At 59.3% G+C, this 19,177-nt stretch carries 15 protein-coding genes and 1 pseudogene; 13 read left to right on the top strand and 3 right to left on the bottom strand.

Features of this window, described 5'->3' with window-relative positions; translation table 11 throughout:
- Positions 1-154: 154 nt before the first annotated feature.
- The 3 genes from nadE to BLL42_RS11160 all read right to left on the bottom strand — a co-directional run bounded on the left by nadE (position 155) and on the right by BLL42_RS11160 (position 3,332).
- Complete coding sequence (nadE, locus tag BLL42_RS11170; protein ID WP_071552108.1) at positions 155-982, bottom strand: NAD(+) synthase; 828 nt, start codon at positions 980-982, stop codon at positions 155-157.
- Positions 983-986: 4 nt separating this feature from the next.
- Positions 987-2,213, bottom strand: a complete 1,227-nt coding sequence (gene pncB, locus BLL42_RS11165; protein ID WP_071552107.1) for a nicotinate phosphoribosyltransferase — start codon at positions 2,211-2,213, stop codon at positions 987-989.
- Between the two features lie 216 nt (positions 2,214-2,429).
- Positions 2,430-3,332 carry a LysR family transcriptional regulator gene (locus BLL42_RS11160; RefSeq protein ID WP_071552106.1) on the bottom strand — a complete coding sequence of 301 codons (903 nt, stop codon included), beginning with the start codon at positions 3,330-3,332 and terminating at the stop codon, positions 2,430-2,432.
- Positions 3,333-3,496: 164 nt separating this feature from the next.
- Between BLL42_RS11160 and amaB the strand changes: the two genes are divergently transcribed.
- From amaB to BLL42_RS11095, 13 genes and pseudogenes are all read left to right on the top strand, one after another.
- The gene (gene amaB, locus BLL42_RS11155) at positions 3,497-4,987 is read left to right on the top strand and encodes an L-piperidine-6-carboxylate dehydrogenase (protein ID WP_071552105.1); all 1,491 of its coding nucleotides are present in this window, start codon (positions 3,497-3,499) and stop codon (positions 4,985-4,987) included.
- Positions 4,988-5,132: 145 nt separating this feature from the next.
- A pseudogene (amaA, locus tag BLL42_RS11150) lies at positions 5,133-6,415 on the top strand (L-pipecolate oxidase).
- 381 nt (positions 6,416-6,796) lie between these two features.
- On the top strand, positions 6,797-7,930 hold the full coding sequence (locus tag BLL42_RS11145) for a branched-chain amino acid ABC transporter substrate-binding protein (protein ID WP_071552104.1): 1,134 nt from the start codon (positions 6,797-6,799) through the stop codon (positions 7,928-7,930).
- Positions 7,931-8,121: 191 nt separating this feature from the next.
- On the top strand, positions 8,122-9,036 hold the full coding sequence (locus BLL42_RS11140; protein ID WP_071555741.1) for an ABC transporter permease subunit: 915 nt from the start codon (positions 8,122-8,124) through the stop codon (positions 9,034-9,036).
- Positions 9,037-9,038: 2 nt separating this feature from the next.
- Entirely contained in the window at positions 9,039-10,337 is a 1,299-nt protein-coding gene (gene livM / locus BLL42_RS11135) for a high-affinity branched-chain amino acid ABC transporter permease LivM (RefSeq protein ID WP_071552103.1), read from the top strand.
- On the top strand, positions 10,334-11,209 hold the full coding sequence (locus BLL42_RS11130; RefSeq protein ID WP_071552102.1) for an ABC transporter ATP-binding protein: 876 nt from the start codon (positions 10,334-10,336) through the stop codon (positions 11,207-11,209). The genes livM and BLL42_RS11130 overlap by 4 nt, the downstream gene beginning before the upstream one ends.
- Positions 11,206-11,922, top strand: coding sequence for an ABC transporter ATP-binding protein (locus BLL42_RS11125; protein ID WP_071552101.1), 717 nt, complete (start codon positions 11,206-11,208; stop codon positions 11,920-11,922). The genes BLL42_RS11130 and BLL42_RS11125 overlap by 4 nt, the downstream gene beginning before the upstream one ends.
- Before the next feature lie 747 nt (positions 11,923-12,669).
- Positions 12,670-13,704, top strand: a complete 1,035-nt coding sequence (hflK, locus tag BLL42_RS11120; RefSeq protein WP_071552100.1) for an FtsH protease activity modulator HflK — start codon at positions 12,670-12,672, stop codon at positions 13,702-13,704.
- The gene (gene hflC / locus BLL42_RS11115; protein WP_071552099.1) at positions 13,701-14,582 is read left to right on the top strand and encodes a protease modulator HflC; all 882 of its coding nucleotides are present in this window, start codon (positions 13,701-13,703) and stop codon (positions 14,580-14,582) included. Before hflK ends, hflC begins: the two co-directional genes overlap by 4 nt.
- A gap of 8 nt (positions 14,583-14,590) precedes the next feature.
- Entirely contained in the window at positions 14,591-15,835 is a 1,245-nt protein-coding gene (locus BLL42_RS11110; protein ID WP_071552098.1) for an NRAMP family divalent metal transporter, read from the top strand.
- Positions 15,836-15,873: 38 nt separating this feature from the next.
- Entirely contained in the window at positions 15,874-17,097 is a 1,224-nt protein-coding gene (locus tag BLL42_RS11105; protein WP_071552097.1) for a TerC family protein, read from the top strand.
- 104 nt (positions 17,098-17,201) lie between these two features.
- The gene (locus BLL42_RS11100; RefSeq protein ID WP_071555740.1) at positions 17,202-17,969 is read left to right on the top strand and encodes an SDR family oxidoreductase; all 768 of its coding nucleotides are present in this window, start codon (positions 17,202-17,204) and stop codon (positions 17,967-17,969) included.
- 191 nt (positions 17,970-18,160) lie between these two features.
- Positions 18,161-19,069: a cation diffusion facilitator family transporter gene (locus BLL42_RS11095; protein WP_071552096.1), complete on the top strand. Its 909-nt coding sequence runs from the start codon at positions 18,161-18,163 to the stop codon at positions 19,067-19,069.
- Positions 19,070-19,177: the final 108 nt, after the last annotated feature.

Raw genomic sequence — 19,177 nt, 5'->3', positions numbered from 1 at the left:
TGCCCCAAACAGACGCCGGATAGATTTAAGCAAGCCAACCACTTCACCCATTAATCAGTATTGCAAAAACGGGGGTGACCATAGATTTTTGTGCTCGACGTTTGACCGCGTCATTGTTCATCGCGAGCAGGCGTCAGTACAGGCCACAGCAGCCTCAAGGCGCGAACGGCATCACCCGCTTGTGATGGGTCTTGCGGTACGTATCGCAGATGATCTTGAACGCCTCTTCACGCACCGGCTCCCCATGCAGGAAGGCATCAATCTCGGCGTAGGTCACGCCGTGGGACGCTTCATCCGGTTTGCCGGGCGACAGGTCTTCGAGGTCGGCAGTCGGGATTTTTTCCACCAGCGACTCCGGCGCACCGAAGCTGCGGGCGATGGCCCGGACCTGGTGCTTCACCAGGCCGCTCAGCGGCGCGAGGTCGCAGGCGCCATCACCGAACTTGGTGAAGAAGCCCATCACCGCTTCGGCCGCGTGGTCGGTGCCGATCACCAGGCCGTGGGCGGCCCCGGCGATGGTGTATTGCGCGACCATGCGCATCCGCGCCTTGGTGTTGCCCAATACAAAGTCCACCGAGACCGCGTGCTTGCCTTCGAAGGCGGCGACTTCACTGGCCAGCGATTTGACCGCCGGGCCGATGTTCACGGTGTGGCGCTCATCCGGGGCGATGAAGTCCACCGAGGCTTGCGCATCGTGTTCATCGAACTGGGTTTCGTACGGCAAGCGTACGGCGATGAATTTGTAGCGCGTGTCACCGCTGCGCTCACGTAACTCGCGCATGGCGCGCTGGGCCAAAAGCCCGGCGGTCAACGAGTCGACGCCGCCGCTGATGCCCAGCACCAGCGTCTTGAGCCCGGAATTGACCAGGCAATCCTGGATGAAGGTAATCCGCCGTGCGACCTCAGCCTCCAGGGCTGCATGATCGGCGAAGGGCGGTTGGACCTTGAGCTGTTCAGCAATCTCACGCTGTACGGCTTGCATGAATTCACTCCTTGCTTGATGTGCCAGAGAGGGCGGCAGGTACTTGAAACACATGTCGCAAATAGGCGACGAAATTCGGATCTTTGCAGTGTGTCTTGCCTGCTTCATCAGAGATCTTGGCGACGGGTTGACCATTGCAGGCCGCCATTTTAAGCACGATGCTCATCGGTTCGACACCCGGAATATCGCACGTCAGGTGGGTGCCGATACCGAAGCTGACATTGATCCGACCGCGCAGCGCCCGGAAAATCTCCAACGATTTTGGCAGCGTCAAGCTGTCGGAGAACACCAGCGTCTTGCTCATCGGCTCGATACCGAGCTTATGGTAATGGGCGATGGCTTTTTCGGCCCAGGCGATCGGGTCCCCGGAGTCATGGCGCAAACCGTCGAAGAGCTTGGCGAAATACAGGTCGAAATCGCTCAGGAAGGCATCGGTGGTGATGCAGTCGGTCAGGGCGATCCCCAGCAGGCCGCGGTATTCGCGAACCCAGCAATCGAGGGCGGCGCTCTGGCTGTCGATCAGCCGCGGGCCGAGTTGTTGGTGGGCCATGATCCATTCGTGAGCCATGGTGCCCAGCGGCTTCATGTCCAGCTCACGGGACAGGTGCACGTTGCTGGTGCCGACGAAACGGCCGGGGAAATCGTGCTTGAGCACGTTCACCACTTCTTCCTGCACCCGGTAGGAGAAGCGCCGGCGAGTGCCGAAATCCGCCACCTGCAGGTGCGAGAGTTCTTCCGCGCTGGCATTGGCGCTCAACCAGTCGAACTTGCGATAGAGCTGTTCGCGCGCTTGCTCCATGACGATTTCACGGTAGCGATAGCGATTGCGCACTTCGCTGACGACCGCCAGCAGTGGCACTTCGAACAGGATGATATGCAACCACGGCCCGCGCAGGCGGATGAACAGCTCGCCGTGCTCGATGCCGGTGTGGATGTAACGCAGGTTGAAGCGGAACAACCCAAGAAAGCGCAGGAAGTCCGGCTTCAGGAAGCTGATGCGCTCCAGAAAGCTCAGCTGATCGGCGCTCAGGCTCAGTTCAGCCAGACGCTCGATCTGAAAACGAATCTCCGCCAGGTACGGGCGCAGATCCTCACTGTTACGGCAGCGGAACTCCCATTCGACTTCAACGTTGGGGTAGTTGTGCAGCACCGCCTGCATCATGGTCAGTTTGTAGAAGTCGGTATCGAGCAAGTTCTGCACGATGCGATCGGCAAACACACTCTCGCTCATAACGGGAATCTCCAGGCTGGCCGCCGCTCAAGGCCGCGGCGTTTCAGCTGTTTCAATGAATGGGGCTAGTGGCGCATATCGGTGGGCTGCATTGCCAGCATTTTTTACATTTACGCCGTGTTGTTCCCCCCCCGTAGGAGCTGCCGCAGGCTGCGATCTTTTGATTTTGCTTTTTAAGATCAAGAGATCGCAGCCTGCGGCAGCTCCTACGGGAGGTCAGGTGTTCGGGCTATCAATCTGCTCCAGCATCCAGGCCACAAAATCGCGCACCTTGGGCACTTCCGCCGAATGTTCGGGATAGGCCAGGTAATAGGCGTCGCTGCTGGGCATCGCGTGTTGCCAGGGGATGACCAGTTTGCCGTCGGCCAATTCCTCTTCCACCAGAAACCGTGGCAGCAAGGCGACGCCGCAGCCGACTTGCGCGGCGCGGATGCACATATAAAAGGTTTCGAAGCGCGGCCCGTGATAGCTGTGTTCGGTCTGGTAACCCTGGCTGTCGAACCAGTCGTGCCAGGCCTGGGGTCGCGAGGCATTTTGCAGCAGCACCAGATCGCTGAGTTGGGTCGGGTCGGTGAAGGGCTGCTCCGGCAGGCTGCCGGGTGCGCAAACCGGCACCAGCTCTTCGCCAAACAGTTTCAGGCATTCGGTGCCGGGCCGCGAACCCTGGCCGAAATAGAACGCCAGATCGCTGCGCCCTTGCAGCAAGTCGTCGGCTTCCTGTTCGTTGCACAGGTCCAGATGAATGTGCGGATGGCGCAGACGCCAGCCTTTAAGGCGTGGTACCAGCCAGCGAGCGCCGAAGGTCGAAGGTGTGGACACGCGCAATACTTCGGTCTCACCGCCGTAGGAACGCAGGTAGTGGGTCGACATTTCGACTTGCGTGAGGATTTTTCGGACTTCAACCAGGTACAAATCCCCGGCCGGGGTCATTTGCAGGCGTCGACGTACCCGGCGGAACAGCAGGTGCTGCAACAGCTCTTCGAGTTGCGCGACCTGTTTGCTCACGGCGCTTTGGGTCAGGTTCAGCTCTTCGGCGGCGCGGGTGAAGCTCAGGTGACGAGTGACCGCCTCGAAACACTGCAACGCGGTGATCGACGGCAAGTGGCGTTTATTCAGCATGGGAGGGGCCTTATTCTTGTTGCAACGCTTTGCATGAATAAACGGAATGATATCTCGCTTAATCGTCGTTTGTTGGCACGTCTCGGGGCGGCTACAACTATAGGCCTGAAGCCCCTTGTCAGCGGGCTGTGAATTTTCTGCTTTTCACGTTGAAGGAGTGACCCATGGTTGCCGCATTGCTTGATCGTTTGGGTGTGAACCCGGCCCTGTACCAGAACGGCAAACAGCCCGTGCATTCACCGATCGACGGCAGCCGTATTGCTTCCGTGAACTGGGAAGGCGCCGCTGAAGTCGAGCAGCAGGTCAGTCGCGCAGAGCATGCGTTCGATCTGTGGCGCAAGGTCCCGGCCCCGCGTCGCGGTGAACTGGTGCGTCAATTGGGCGACATTTTGCGTGAATATAAGGCCGATCTGGGCGAGCTGGTGTCCTGGGAGGCCGGCAAGATCACCCAGGAAGGCCTGGGTGAAGTTCAGGAAATGATCGACATCTGCGATTTCGCCGTCGGCCTGTCCCGTCAACTCTACGGTTTGACCATCGCTTCCGAACGTCCAGGCCACCACATGCGTGAGTCCTGGCATCCGCTGGGCGTGGTCGGGGTGATCAGTGCGTTCAACTTCCCGGTCGCGGTCTGGGCCTGGAACACCACGCTGGCGCTGGTCTGCGGCAACTCGGTCATCTGGAAACCGTCGGAGAAAACCCCGCTCACCGCACTGGCCTGCCAGGCGCTGTTCGAGCGTGTATTGAAGAATTTCAGCGATGCGCCGCAGTACCTGAGCCAGGTGATCATCGGCGGCCGCGATGCCGGTGAAGCGTTGGTGGACGACCCGCGTGTGGCCTTGATCAGCGCCACCGGCAGCACCCGCATGGGCCGCGAAGTGGCGCCGAAAATCGCCGCACGCTTTGCTCGCAGCATTCTGGAGCTGGGCGGCAACAACGCAATGATCCTCGGCCCAAGCGCCGACCTTGACATGGCTGTGCGGGCGATTCTGTTCAGTGCGGTGGGTACTGCCGGTCAGCGTTGCACCACCCTGCGTCGTTTGATCGCCCACGAGTCGGTCAAGGAAGAGATCGTTACCCGCCTCAAGGCGGCATACGCCAAAGTGCGCATCGGTCACCCACTGGAAGGCAACCTGGTTGGCCCGCTGATCGACAAGCACAGCTTCGAGAACATGCAGGACGCGCTGGAACAAGCCTTGAGCGAAGGCGGCCGGGTGTTTGGCGGCAAGCGTCAGCTCGAAGACACGTTCCCGAATGCCTACTACGTTTCGCCGGCCATCGTCGAAATGCCAGAGCAAAGCGATGTGGTGCGTAGCGAAACCTTCGCCCCGATTCTGTACGTGGTTGGCTACAAAGACTTCGCCGAAGCGCTGCGCCTGAACAACGCGGTGCCACAAGGTCTGTCGTCGTGCATCTTCACCACCGACGTGCGTGAAGCCGAGCAGTTCATGTCGGCGGTGGGCAGCGACTGCGGGATCGCCAACGTCAACATCGGCCCGAGTGGTGCGGAAATCGGTGGCGCCTTTGGTGGCGAGAAAGAAACCGGCGGCGGTCGCGAATCCGGCTCCGATGCGTGGCGCGGTTACATGCGTCGTCAGACCAACACCGTCAACTACTCGCTGGAGTTGCCGCTGGCCCAGGGCATTACCTTCGACTGAGGGGGCTGCCTTAAAAGATCGCAGCCTGCGGCAGCTCCTACGGGAGTTGACCCTGGCAGCGATTGTGCGATGTACCCGATCGGCGTAGGAGCTGCCGAAGGCTGCGATCTTTCGGGTTGGTTAGGTTTCTGATCGGAGTCTGGCAATGCCGTTATCGGACGAGTGCTTATGGGAAAAACTGACGCCGCAACGGCCTGACCGGGCGGCGCTCAAGGGTGAGGTGACGGCGGACGTCTGTGTGATCGGCGCCGGTTTTACCGGTTTGTCAGCGGCGGTGCATTTGCTGGAACAGGGCAAAAGCGTCTGCGTGCTGGAGGCCAAGCGCTGCGGGCAGGGTGGTTCGGGGCGTAACGTCGGGCTGGTGAACGCCGGGATGTGGATTCCTCCAGACGAGATCGAAGCCGGGTTCGGCGAAGCGATCGGCAGCCAGCTCAACCGTATGCTCGGAGCGGCACCGGCTCTGGTGTTCAGCCTGATCGACACCTACAACATCGATTGTCAGTTGCGCCGTGAAGGCACGTTGCACATGGCGCACAACGCCCGTGGCGAAGCCGATCTGCGCAGTCGTGAAGAACAATGGAAGCGCCGCGGCGCGCCCGTGGAGTTGTTGACCGGTGCCGCTTGTGAGCAGGCCACCGGCACCAAAAAGATCGCCGCCGCGTTGCTCGACCGCCGCGCCGGTACGCTCAATCCGATGGCCTACACCAGTGGTCTGGCCAAGGCTGCTGCGGATCTGGGGGGAAGCTGTTCGACCATTCTCCGGTGACCCGACTCGAACGTCAGGGCCAACGCTGGTCAGTGCAAACCGCCGAGGGTTCGGTCATGGCCGAGCAGGTGGTGATCGCCTCCAACGCCTACACCGAAGGCGACTGGACTGAACTGCGGCGCAATTTCTTCCCCGGTTACTACTATCAGGTGGCCTCCGCGCCGCTGACTGAAGACGCCGCACAGTTGATTTTGCCCGGTGGCCAGGGTTCCTGGGACACCCGTCAGGTGCTCAGCAGTATTCGTCGAGACAAAGACGGCCGGTTGTTGCTCGGCAGCCTGGGCAACGGCAATCAGAAACCCACGTGGTTCCTCAAGGCCTGGGCCGATCGGGTACAGCAGCATTATTTCCCTTACCTCAAACCGGTGGACTGGGAATGCACCTGGACCGGTTGCATCGCATTTACCCCCGATCACTTGATGCGTTTGTTCGAGCCGGCGCCCGGTTTAGTGGCAGTGACCGGTTACAACGGCCGTGGCGTGACCACCGGCACGGTGGTCGGTAAAGCCTTCGCCGATTACTTGTGTAACGGAAATCCTCAGGCGCTACCGATTCCCTTCGCACCCATGCAGCCACTGGCCGGGGTGGGCCTGCGCAGCTGTTTATACGAGGCCGGGTTTTCGCTCTATCACGCGGGCCAGTGCCTGCGGATTGTCATCTGATCGAGGAATTTTGTTGCGGGAAGCGGCGCTTTTTGGCGCAGCGACTAGCCTGTAATGGTGCGTGTTGTAGCAGTTGCGCACCGGCAGTGTGCAGTTCGGTGACGCACGCTGTTACAGGTTGGTTGCACGTCGTTTCGCGCCGCGGTTGCAATGATGGCGCGTGCGGGTTGCGCCTAAAAAAATAAATGGTTTCACCTTCCGCGGTTTAGACGGTTGCACGCCCAATGAAAAAGGGTCAGAAACAGTCGAAATAACAATAAAGCAGCGACTTTTTGAAGAATAAAAAACCGATGGCACGCCACTTGCTCTGCGCTTTGTAGCTGAATCAAAGCTTCCGCTGAAGTTGCTGTGCTAACTAAAAAACCTCAGGAGCACCATCACATGTCGCAGACGTTTTACAGGAAAGGTTTTCTGGCACTCGCAGTTGCTACTGCATTGGGTGTTTCTTCGTTTGTTCAGGCGGATGTCAAAATTGGTGTGGCAGGTCCGATGACCGGTCCTAGCGCTTCCTTCGGCTTGCAGTACATGAAAGGCGCGCAAGCGGCGGCGGATGCAATCAACGCCAAGGGCGGCATCAACGGCGAAAAAATTGTACTGGTCCAGGGCGATGACGCCTGCGAACCGAAACAGGCTGTGGCTGTCGCGAACAAAATGGTGCAGGACAAGGTTATCGGCGTTGTCGGGCACTTCTGCTCGTCGTCGACCATCCCGGCTTCTGAGGTCTACTCCGACGCAGGCATCATCGCGATCACTCCGGGTTCTACCAACCCGGCGGTCACCGAGCGCGGCCTGCCTGCCATGATGCGTATGTGCGGGCGTGATGACCAGCAAGGTATCGTCGCGGGCAACTACATCGTCGACGTCCTGAAAGGCAAGAAAGTTGCCGTCATCAACGACAAAGACACCTACGGTAAAGGCTTGGCGGACGCAACTGCCAAGCAGTTGACCGCGCGAGGCGTGAAACCGGTTCTTGAAGAAGGTCTGACCCGCGGCGAGAAAGATTTCAGTGCCGTGATCACCAAGGTCCGTTCGGTAGGGGCTGATGTCCTTTACTTCGGCGGCCTGCACCCGGAAGCGGGTCCACTGGTCCATCAACTGCGTGAGCAAGGCCTGAAAGACGTCAAGTTCATGTCCGATGATGGCATCGTGACTGACGAAATGGTCACGACTGCCGGTGGTGCTCCTTACGTCGACGGCGTGTACATGACCTTTGGCGCTGACCCGCGTCTGATTCCAGACAGCAAGGCTGTTGTAGAAACCTTCCGCAAGTCCGGTTACGAGCCTGAAGGCTACACCCTGTACGCTTACGCCTCGGTGCAAGCCCTGGCTGCCGGCTTTAACGGTGCCAAGACGAACAAAGGTGAAGACGCGGCTAAATGGCTGAAAGCGCACCCGGTGGAAACCGTGATGGGCAAGAAGGAATGGGATGGCAAGGGCGACCTGAAAATCTCCGACTACGTGGTTTACCAGTGGGATGCTGCGGGCAAATACCACCAGCTGGACAAACAGAAGTGAGATAAGCGCATCGCCAGGCCTGGGTCTCTCGACATAAATCGTGGGGTGCAGGCCCGGCTTTGGTCATGGGTTCTGCAATCGTGCCGACCCGGTATTTTTCTTCTGAGCCACGTGAACCTGGCCAGGTGCGCCTCACAAGGGCTCATCGACGCCGGGTTCGCGCTGGCCTCTCAAGTTAGTGAGAGTGCATGATGGACGGTATTTTCCTGCAACAAGTTATCAATGGTCTGACTCTCGGATCGGTCTACGGCCTGATCGCCATCGGCTACACAATGGTCTATGGCATCATCGGCATGATCAACTTCGCCCACGGCGAGGTTTATATGATTTCCGCGTACCTCGCGGCGATCAGCCTGGCTCTGCTGTCCTACTTCGGTGTTGAATCCTTTCCGTTGTTGATCCTGGGCACTCTGCTGTTCACTGTCTTCGTGACCGGTGTGTATGGCTGGGTCATCGAGCGCATCGCTTACAAACCGCTACGCAACTCCACCCGACTGGCACCGCTGATCAGTGCTATCGGCGTTTCCCTGATCCTGCAGAACTACGCGCAGATCGCTCAGGGCTCACGGCAACAGGGTATTCCTACGCTGCTGAGCGGTGGGCTGAGATTCGATATCGGTACGGGTTTCGTGCAGATCACCTACACCAAAATCTTTATTCTGGTCGCCGCGTTTGTCGGGATGGCCCTGCTGACCTACGTCATCAAATACACCAAGTTGGGGCGCATGTGTCGTGCGACCCAACAAGACCGCAAGATGGCCTCGATCCTCGGGATAAACACCGACCGGGTGATCTCCTATGTGTTCATCATCGGTGCCGCCATGGCTGCGTTGGCCGGTGTCTTGATCACGGTGAACTACGGCACCTTCGATTTTTACGCAGGCTTCGTGATCGGCATAAAGGCCTTCACCGCTGCGGTGCTCGGCGGGATTGGTTCGCTGCCTGGCGCCATGCTCGGCGGGATCATTCTCGGCGTTTCCGAGTCGCTGTTTTCCGGCGTGATCAACTCTGACTACAAGGACGTCTTCAGCTTCTCGCTGCTGGTACTGATCCTGATTTTCCGTCCTCAAGGCCTGTTGGGTCGCCCACTTGTGGCGAAGGTATAAGTATGTCCGACGCTAATAACAAAACTATCGATGTCAAAAAAAGCCTGATCGACGCTGTTCTGGCCGGGTTGATTGCCCTGATTGTCTTCGGCCCGATCGTGGGCGTAGTGCTTGAAGGTTATAGCTACAACCTGCAGCCGACGCGTGTGGCCTGGATGGTCGGGGCGGTAATGATCGGGCGTCTTGTCTTGAGTCTGTTCATGCAGACCGCCAGGGGCGTGAAGGTCCAGCAAAGCTTCGAGGTCACCGGCTCAGGCGTGCATGTACTGCCACCTGATTACAAGTCGCGGCTGCGCTTGATCATCCCGGGTTTGATCGTGATCGCTATCGTGTTTCCGATCTTCGCCGACAAGTACCTGCTGACGGTGGTGATCCTGGGGCTGATCTACGTGTTGCTGGGCCTCGGTCTGAACATCGTGGTCGGTCTGGCAGGTCTGCTCGACCTGGGTTACGTGGCGTTCTATGCCATCGGCGCTTATGGCCTGGCGCTGGGTTATCACTACCTTGGACTGGGCTTCTGGACCATGTTGCCGCTGTCGGCACTCATGGCGGCGCTGGCCGGATGCATACTCGGCTTTCCCGTATTACGCATGCACGGCGACTACCTGGCCATCGTGACCCTGGGCTTCGGTGAAATCATTCGCCTGATACTGACCAACTGGCTGTCCTTTACAGGAGGGCCTAACGGTATGCCGGTGCCCTCACCGTCGGTTTTCGGCATCGAGTTCACGCGTGTGGCGAAAGATGGCGGGATACCCTTCCATGAATTCTTCGGGACTGAATACAACCCGAACGTAAAGTTCATGCTCATCTATGGCGTGCTGTTCCTCGTCGTAATGCTGGTGCTGTACATCAAGCATCGCCTGACTCGCATGCCGGTCGGGCGTGCCTGGGAGGCTTTGCGCGAAGATGAAATCGCTTGCCGCGCCATGGGTCTCAACCATGTACTGGTCAAGCTGTCGGCCTTTACCCTGGGGGCTTCCACCGCCGGTCTGGCCGGTGTGTTTTTCGCCAGCTATCAAGGTTTCGTCAACCCGACCTCGTTCTCGTTCTTCGAATCGGCCTTGATCCTCGCCATCGTCGTGCTCGGCGGCATGGGGTCGACCGTCGGCGTGGTGATCGCCGCGTTCGTGCTGACCGTCGCTCCGGAACTGTTGCGCAGCTTCGCCGAATACCGCGTGTTGCTGTTCGGCATCCTCATGGTGCTGATGATGATCTGGAAGCCGCGTGGCCTGATTCGGATCAGCCGTACCGGTGTGACCCCACGTAAAGGTGCCTTGACTGAGAGGGCCGCGCCATGAGCGAAGAAATCGTTCTAAAGGTCGAGAACCTGATGATGCACTTCGGCGGCATCAAAGCCCTGAGCGACGTCAGCCTGAAGGTCAAACGCAACTCGATCTTCGCGTTGATCGGCCCCAACGGTGCGGGCAAGACCACGGTGTTCAACTGCCTGACCGGTTTCTACAAGGCCACCGGCGGGCGTATCGAACTTGACACCCGCGGTGTGAAAACCAACGTCATCAAGATGCTCGGGGAACCGTTCAAGGCGACTGATTTTGTTTCACCAAAAAGCTTCGTCAGCCGGCTCCACTACAAGATGTTCGGTGGCACGCACCTGATCAACCGTGCCGGCCTGGCGCGGACCTTCCAGAACATTCGCCTGTTCAGGGAAATGTCGGTGATCGAGAACCTGCTGGTGGCCCAGCACATGTGGGTCAACCGCAACCTGGTGTCCGGCATTCTCAACACCAAAGGCTACCGCAAGGCCGAAAGCGACGCCCTGGACCATGCCTTCTACTGGCTGGAGGTGGTCGATCTGGTGGACTGCGCCAACCGCTTGGCCGGTGAACTTTCCTACGGCCAGCAACGGCGTCTGGAGATCGCCCGGGCCATGTGCACCCGGCCCAAGATCATTTGTCTGGACGAACCGGCGGCGGGCCTCAACCCGCAGGAAACCGAGGCGCTCAGCGCGATGATTCGACATCTGCGCGACGACCACGACATTACGGTGGTGCTGATTGAACACGACATGGGCATGGTAATGAGCATTTCCGACCACATCGTGGTGCTGGACCACGGCAACGTGATCGCCGAGGGTAACCCTCAAGCGATCCGCAACGATCCGAAAGTGATTGCCGCCTACCTGGGTGCTGATGAAGAGGAGCTGGTATGACTCAACCGATCCTCGAACTGAAAGAGATCGACGTGTTCTACGGGCCGATCCAGGCCCTGAAAAAGGTCTCGCTGCACATCAACGAAGGCGAAACCGTCAGTTTGATTGGCTCCAATGGTGCCGGCAAATCGACCTTGCTGATGTCGATTTTCGGGCAGCCACGTGCCGCCGACGGGCAGATCGTCTACCGCGGCGTGGACATCACTCACAAGTCATCCCACTACATCGCTTCCAACGGCATCGCGCAGTCGCCGGAAGGGCGGCGGGTGTTCCCCGACATGACCGTCGAGGAAAATCTGCTGATGGGCACGATCCCGATTGGCGATAAGTTCGCTGCCGAAGACATGCAGCGCATGTTCGAGCTGTTTCCACGGCTCAAGGAACGGCGCAATCAGCGGGCGATGACCATGTCCGGTGGCGAGCAGCAAATGCTTGCCATTGCCCGGGCTTTGATGAGTCGGCCTAAATTGCTGTTGCTCGACGAGCCAAGCCTGGGGTTGGCGCCGATTGTGGTGAAACAGATCTTCGCCACCCTGCGCGAACTGGCGGGCACCGGCATGACCATCTTCCTGGTCGAGCAGAACGCCAACCACGCGCTCAAGCTGTCCGACCGGGCCTACGTGATGGTCAACGGTGAAATCCGTCTGAGCGGCACCGGCAAGGAGTTGCTGGTGAACGAGGAGGTGCGTAACGCGTATCTCGGCGGTCACTAAGCTTCGCCGATGTCAAACAGCGCCCTGACGGCTCCGGCCTCAGGGCGTTTTTTATACCCCTACGGGGATGTGGTTTTGGATTGGGGAAATTGTGGAAAACAATATTCGCAACCTGTCAAAGCGCGACATAAAGCCGCTGCAAATGGCTGTTTTTCCACAGTTTTGACTTGTCCCCGTTTGCTGTGGAGCTGGCTGTGGGTAACGTGGGAGCAACTCGCTGCAGGCCTTTGTTTACGGGGTGTCCAGGTGTGTGGTTGTTTTTTGATCAGGTGCTTTCTAGGGACTTTGAGCCTGGGTTGTCAACCTTTTTATTGCTACAGGGACGGTGCTGAAAAATGCTCCAGCAGCCTGTGGATAAGTCTGTGGTTAAACTCTGGAAAGACTCGGCAAAGGGCCGTAATGACTGGCCGGGAGCCATCGTCTCAGTGACGGGTCGGTCGCATGGATCGATGCTGGCTACACTTGTCAGTACCCAGGTCAAGCAAAAAACTTTCAAATCTGCCTGCAAAGCCTTGTAGATAGCGCGTCTCAAGGTTTGCACTTGCCCCCAAAGACTGTGGACGGGGCTGTGGATAAGGTGCGTGCAATTGGCTACGAGCCAGAGCAGCCAAGGCTTGGCAGTAGTTGAGTGTTTTTTGTACGGCGAACATGACAGAATTTTCATTTTCGCGGTTTTGGGTTCAGGTACTCTGCGCGCCTTGGCGCCCCTGAATGGGCGCTCGTCATTTGACGACATGGAGTAATTGCATGACCGATAGTCCCGCCTTTGCTCCTGTCGAGCCCGTCAGTCCGACGCGCCGACTGCGTCAACGAATCGGTTACCAACTGGCGGTGATGGACCTCGGCGGACGCGGGCTGGCACTGATCGGCGGGCTGATTTTGCTGGCTTGGATCAGCTCCGGTATCTACAAGGTTCAGCCGGATGAACAGGGCATCGTGCTGCGCTTCGGGCGTTGGCAGCAGACCGCCGAATCCGGGCTGCACTATCACTTGCCCTATCCCGTCGAAACCGTCCTGTTACCCAAAATCACCCAGGTCAATCAGCTGCAACTGGGCACCACTACCAGCGTGCAGAGCGCTGCGAGCAATGGTGCGCGCGACAAGCAGATGCTCACCGGTGACGAGAACATTGTCGAAGCCGATTGCACGGTGTTCTGGCGAATCAAGGACGCGCGACTCTACCTGTTCAAAATCAGCGACCCGGAGCGCTCGGTGAAACTCGCGGCCGAAAGCGCCTTGCGCGAGGTGATCGGGCGCACGCCGATTCAGTCAGTGATGTCCGATAAACGTGCGCAGATCGCCGATGAAACCCGGGACTTGTTGCAACAACTGCTGGATCGCGAACAGGCCGGGATTCTCGTCACCCAGGTACAACTGCAACGGGTCGATCCGCCGCCGCAAGTGATCGATGCGTTCAACGACGTTCAGCGGGCCCGTGCCGATCAGGAGCGCGCCCGCAACGAAGCCGAAGCCTATGCCAACGATGTGATTCCCCGCGCCCGTGGCGATGCGGCGCGTATCACGCAAGAAGCCGAGGCCTATCAGGCGCAGGTCGGCAACCTGGCCGAGGGCGAGGCCAAACGCTTCCTCTCGGTCTATAACAGCTACGTGCAATCCAAAGACGTCACCGCCTGGCGCCTGTACATGGAGAGCATGGATGAAGTGCTGAAAAAAGCCTCCAAAGTCATCATCGACTCTTCCGGCAAGGGCATGTCCGGGGTGGTGCCGTACATGCCGCTGAGCGAGCCTGGCAAACCGCTGCAAAAGGATGCCCGACCATGAACCGCACCTTCAAATGGTTGGCCGCAGCCGTCGTCGCGATTGCGCTTTGGGCGTTGGCCGCGTCGGCCTATGTCGTCGATGAATCGCAACAGGCACTGATCATCCGCTTTGGCGCACCGATGGGCGTGGCCGGGGAACCGGGGCTCAAGTTCAAGGTGCCGTTCAGTGATTCCGTCGTGTTCTACGACAGTCGCTTGCAGACTCTGTCGTCACCGGCCGAACAAGTCATCCTCGGTGATCAGAAACGTATCGAGGTCGAGACCTATACACGTTTTCGCATCAACGACCCGCTGCGTTTCTATCAGACGGTCGGAACGCTGGACCAGGCCAATGCGCAGCTGACACAAATGGTCAGCTCCTCACTGCGCCGAAAGCTGGGTGAAATATCGCTGCGTTCGTTGTTGTCCACGGAGCGTCAGCAGGAAGTCTCGATCATCGAGAAAGACGTGGCCGACAAGGCCCACGCACTCGGCATCGATGTGACAGAAGTGCGCCTGCACCGCGCCGATCTGCCGCTGGAGGCCAGTCAGGCGATTTACGACCGGATGAAATCCGAGCGTCAACGCGAAGCCAAGGAGCTGCGCGCGCAGGGCTTTGAATGGGCTCAGCAAATTCAGGCCAAGGCCGACCGTGATCGCACGGTGTTGCTGTCCGAGGTCCAGCGCCAGTCGGCAATCACTCATGGTGAGGCCGATGCGGCGGCCAACCAGATTCTTTCGGCGGCGTTTAGCAAAGACCCGGAATTCTACAAGTTGTACCGCTCGTTACAGACTTACCGTCAGGCGCTGTCTGACAGTCAGCCGATGCTGGTACTGACGCCTGATGCTGAGTTTCTCAAGCAGTTTCGGAACGGGCCGGCAACGACCAGCGGCAAGTAGCAAGTGCCATGAGCGACCTTCCCGCAGACCGCCGCGCGTTTCGACAACGCCTGACCCGCTTGCTCGCGGCCATGGGCCCGGGGCTGGTGGTGATGATGGCCGACACCGAGGCCGGCAGCGTAATTACCGCAGCGCAAAGTGGTGCGCAGTGGGGCTATCGCTTGTTGCTGCTGCAGTTTCTGCTGGTGCCATTGATGTTCATGGCCCAGGAGCTGACGGTGCGCTTGGGTTTGTGCACCGGCAAAGGCTATGTGGAACTGGTTCGTCAGCGCTTTGGCCGGGCGCTGGCCATGAGCACCGCGATTGTTTTGCTGCTCAGTTGTTTTGGTGCGCTGCTGACGCAGATGAGCGGTCTGGTGGGGGCCGGCAGTCTGTTCGGTATTCCGGGCTGGCTGATTTTGTTCACGCTGGTGGTGTTCATCCTCGGCATGGTGCTGACGGGTTCGTATCATTCGGTCGAGCGCGTAACCCTCGCGGTGGGATTGTTCGGCCTGGCGTTTCTGGTGATGGCGGTCAAGGCGCAGCCTGATGTTCGGCAGATACTGCACGACATTGTCCGGATGCCCCTCAACAACCCTGACTATCTGTACTTGCTGGCAGCCAACCTCGGCACCAGCGTGATGCCCTGGACGGTGTTCTATCAGCAATCGGCGCTGATCGATAAGGGCTTGGGTGCTGAACATTTGCCGCTGGCGCGAATCGATACGCTGGTCGGTGCGGTGTTCTGCCAGGTGCTGACCGCCGCCATCGTTATCGCTGCCGCCGCGACCCTTGGCGGGCACGGCGCGGGGCTAGAGAGCATCGCCCAAATCGGCGAAGCCTTTGGTGCGTTGATCGGGCCGACCTGGGGCGAGGCAGTGTTCGCCATCGGGCTCGCCGGCGGTGCTTTGGTGGCTACCATCGTCGTCTGTCTGAGCGCAGTCTGGGCTGTGGGCGAGGCATTGGGCGTACGTCATTCGCTGGAGCAACATCCGCTGGATGCGCCGTGGTTCTATGGCCCCTTTGCGTTGTTGCTGATTGGCGGAGCGCTGCTGGTGGCGTCTGGTGTGAACCTGATCCGCTTGTCGATCGCAGTCGGGGTACTCAATGCACTGTTGATCCCGCTCATATTGCTGTTGTTGTTCTTGCTGGCGCGCAGTGTGCTGCCGCCGGAACATCGCCTGCGCGGACGTTACGCGCTGGCGGTTGCTGTCATCTTCACGCTGACCTCGGTGCTCGGGCTGTACGCCGGCCTGAGCGGTTCGCTGGGATGATGTTCCGATGACGCAGTCTTTTGCCAGGAAACCGCTCGATGTTATTTGAAGGTGCGCTGCACGCGCTGAGTATGGTCTTTCAGGTGTTCCTGCTGGACCTGATCCTGTCCGGCGATAACGCGTTGGTGATCGCCCTGGCCTGTCGCGGGTTGCCGCCGGAACAGTTACGTCGGGCCGTGTTGATCGGCACCAGCGGCGCGATCATCCTGCGGGCGTTACTGACCACGCTGACCGGGTGGTTGCTGTTGGTGCCGTGGCTCAAGTTGATCGGCGCGGTGCTGTTGCTGGTGATTGCCATACGGCTGCTGACCGAGAATGAGGCCGACGAACAGGGCAGCCTGCCAGGCGGCTCGCCACAGACCTTGGGTGGCGCGGTGGTCACGGTGCTGACCGCCGACCTGATCATGAGCATGGATAACGTGGTCGGGCTGGCGGCGGTGGCGCAGGGCAGTGTCTTTTATCTGGTGCTGGGGCTGCTGCTGAGCGTGCCGCTGTTGATGTTCGGCAGCCTGCATATCACCCGTCTGTTGCAGCGCCAGCCGTTGCTGGTGTCGATTGGCGCAGCACTGCTGGGCTATGTCGCGGGGGACATTGCGGTCTCTGATCCGGTGGTCGTGGGCTGGGTCAACAGCCAGTCACCTGCGCTCAATCAGGTGGTGCCCTTGTTGTGTGCGGTGTATGTGGTGCTTCAGGCTCGGATCATTCTTCGGCAACGTGCGCGGTTGCCCAAACCTGCGGTCATACAGCGGGTTGCGCGGGCGGTCAGGTTTCAGGAACCGGTCAGCGAGCCGGTGAAGTTGCCTGTCGTGAAACCCGAGGTCGAACTGACGGCATCGCCTGCGCCTGTGATTGAAGCGTCCAGTGACGCGCCGCCTCGACGTCTGTTCGGCGAATACAGTGGGTTGGCGACGGTGTTGGCGGGGCTTGCCGGTATTTTCGTGATCAGCGCTGCGTTGTATAGCCTGGTGGGCGGATTGTCGGGTGGTCTGCTGCCGACGCCGCAAAAGGATTATGCGTATGTCTGCACCGGCGCGAGCACCACCCTTTACTATCGACCCGGCGGCAGCACGATCCGGCTCGTCACGGGTGGCGGTGAAGCCTCGGGTTACGTGAGGTACAAGAAAATCCTCTGGCAGAACCCGCAGAACGCCCTCAAGGAACTGCACCTGACGCCCCCCAGCGAGATCGAAAAGACCAGCGCTACGGTTGTCACCCTCAATGGCGGCAGTTTCTCGCAGATCCAGTGCGCGCGCAGCCCGTGACGTGATGGTTGATGACCCGGTTGCCGCTGTGCTCCGGGCCGGGCATGCTGCTGGTTGAGTTTCTATTCCAATGGCTGCGTATCAGCCCAAACCAGGAGAACACGATGTCCAACACCCTGTTTATTACCGGCGCGACGTCCGGTTTTGGTGAAGCCTGTGCCCGTCGTTTTGCCGAGGCTGGCTGGAAACTGGTGCTGACGGGCCGTCGTGAAGAGCGTCTGAATGCCCTGTGCGCCGAATTGTCGAAGCAGACCGAAGTCCATGGCCTGGTGCTCGACGTGCGTGACCGCAAGGCCATGGAAGAGGCGATCGCCAACTTGCCGCCGTCGTTTGCCACGCTGCGCGGACTGATCAACAACGCGGGCCTGGCCTTGGGTGTAGACCCGGCGCCAACGTGCGATCTGGACGACTGGGACACCATGGTCGACACCAACGTCAAAGGCCTGATGTACAGCACCCGCCTGCTGCTGCCACGCTTGATTGCCCACGGTCGCGGCGCCGGGATCATCAACCTCGGTTCCATCGCCGGCAACTACCCGTATCCGGGCAGCCACGTGTATGGCGCGACCAAAGCCTTCGTCAAACAGTTCTCGCTGAACCTGCGTTGCGATTTGCAAGGCACTGGCGTGCGGGTGAGCAACATCGAGCCGGGCCTGTGTGAAAGCGAGTTCTCGCTGGTGCGCTTTGCCGGTGACCAGGCCCGCTATGACGCCACGTACGCGGGCGCTGAGCCGATCCAGCCGCAGGACATCGCCGAGACGATTTTCTGGGTCCTCAATGCCCCGGCGCACATCAACATCAACCGTCTGGAATTGATGCCGGTGAGCCAGACCTGGGGCGGGTTTGCGATCGACCGTAGTGGCAAGGCATAAGATCGAGTCGGATTCATCGCGGGCAAGCCTTGCTACAGGTTCTGTGTCGACACACGACCCGTAGGAGCAAAGCTTGCTCCGGGCAGTGCTCCGACGATTGCGTTCAGCTAGGCGAAAGTACCCGTAAGGTAGACTCCTCCCCTTAAACCCCCACCGCACTCTGCGGTTTCAAGGTTTTTAGAGGAGGAAATGTGAGTAACCGAGGTGAGCAGGTACTGCTCAAACAATCGACCATCCTGATGTTCGCCGTGGGGATCGCCGCGATCGTCACGGGTGTTGCTTCTGGCTCCCAATCGATTTTATTCGATGGTTTTTTTTCGCTGATCGCGACCGTCATCAAGGTCCTGATGCTGATCACCGCCAAGCTGATCGCCAAGGAAAGTAACCAGCGCTTCCAGTTCGGCTTCTGGCACCTGGAACCGATGGTGCTGCTGATCGAAGGCAGCTTTTTGTTGCTGATTGCGATCTACGCCTTTCTCAGCGGTGTGTTCGGCATCATCAACGGTGGCCGCGAGATCGAACTGGGCCTGGTGATCCCTTTTGCGGCGCTGCTTAGCGTTGTCTGTTTCGGCTATTTCTTCTACGTCCGCTATCGCAATCGTACGTTGAAATCGTCGTTGATCCAGTTCGACAACATCAGTTGGCTGGTGGATGCGATGCTCTCGATCGGCTTGCTGGTGAGCTTCCTCACCGCGTTGCTGCTCAAGTCATACGGCTATGGCGCGTGGGCCGCTTACGTCGACCCGTCGATCCTGATCCTGCTGGCCCTGAGCATGCTCGCGCCGGCCTTCAATATCCTCAAGCCAGCGTTACGCGATGTACTGGGGATTGTCCCGGATCAGCTGGATGACAAGGTTCGCCAGGTGATGGACGAGGTTAAGGCCGAGCATGGTTTTGCCGACTACGTCTCGTATGTGCAGAAGCACGGACGGGCGCGTTTCATCGAGATTCACGTGGTATTGCCGGTGGACTACCCACTCGACGGCGTGGCCACACTGGATGAACTGCGTGAGCAGATTTCGGCGAAGCTCGGCAAGCCGGATGCGGCGCGTTGGCTGACCATCAGTTTCACCGGTGATCGCAAGTGGATTGCTGGTTGATGTCTTGACCCTTAAAAGATCGCAGCCTGCGGCAGCTCCTACAGGGTATCGCCACGGGTTGCGATCGCACGGGTATCGCCACGGGTTGCGATCGCACGGGTATCGCCG

This window comes from Pseudomonas frederiksbergensis (assembly GCF_001874645.1).
In the GTDB taxonomy this organism is placed as follows: Bacteria; Pseudomonadota; Gammaproteobacteria; order Pseudomonadales; family Pseudomonadaceae; genus Aquipseudomonas; species Aquipseudomonas frederiksbergensis_B.
The sequence above is the reverse complement of the archived record's forward strand: the minus strand, read 5'-3'. Positions and strand labels throughout refer to the sequence as shown.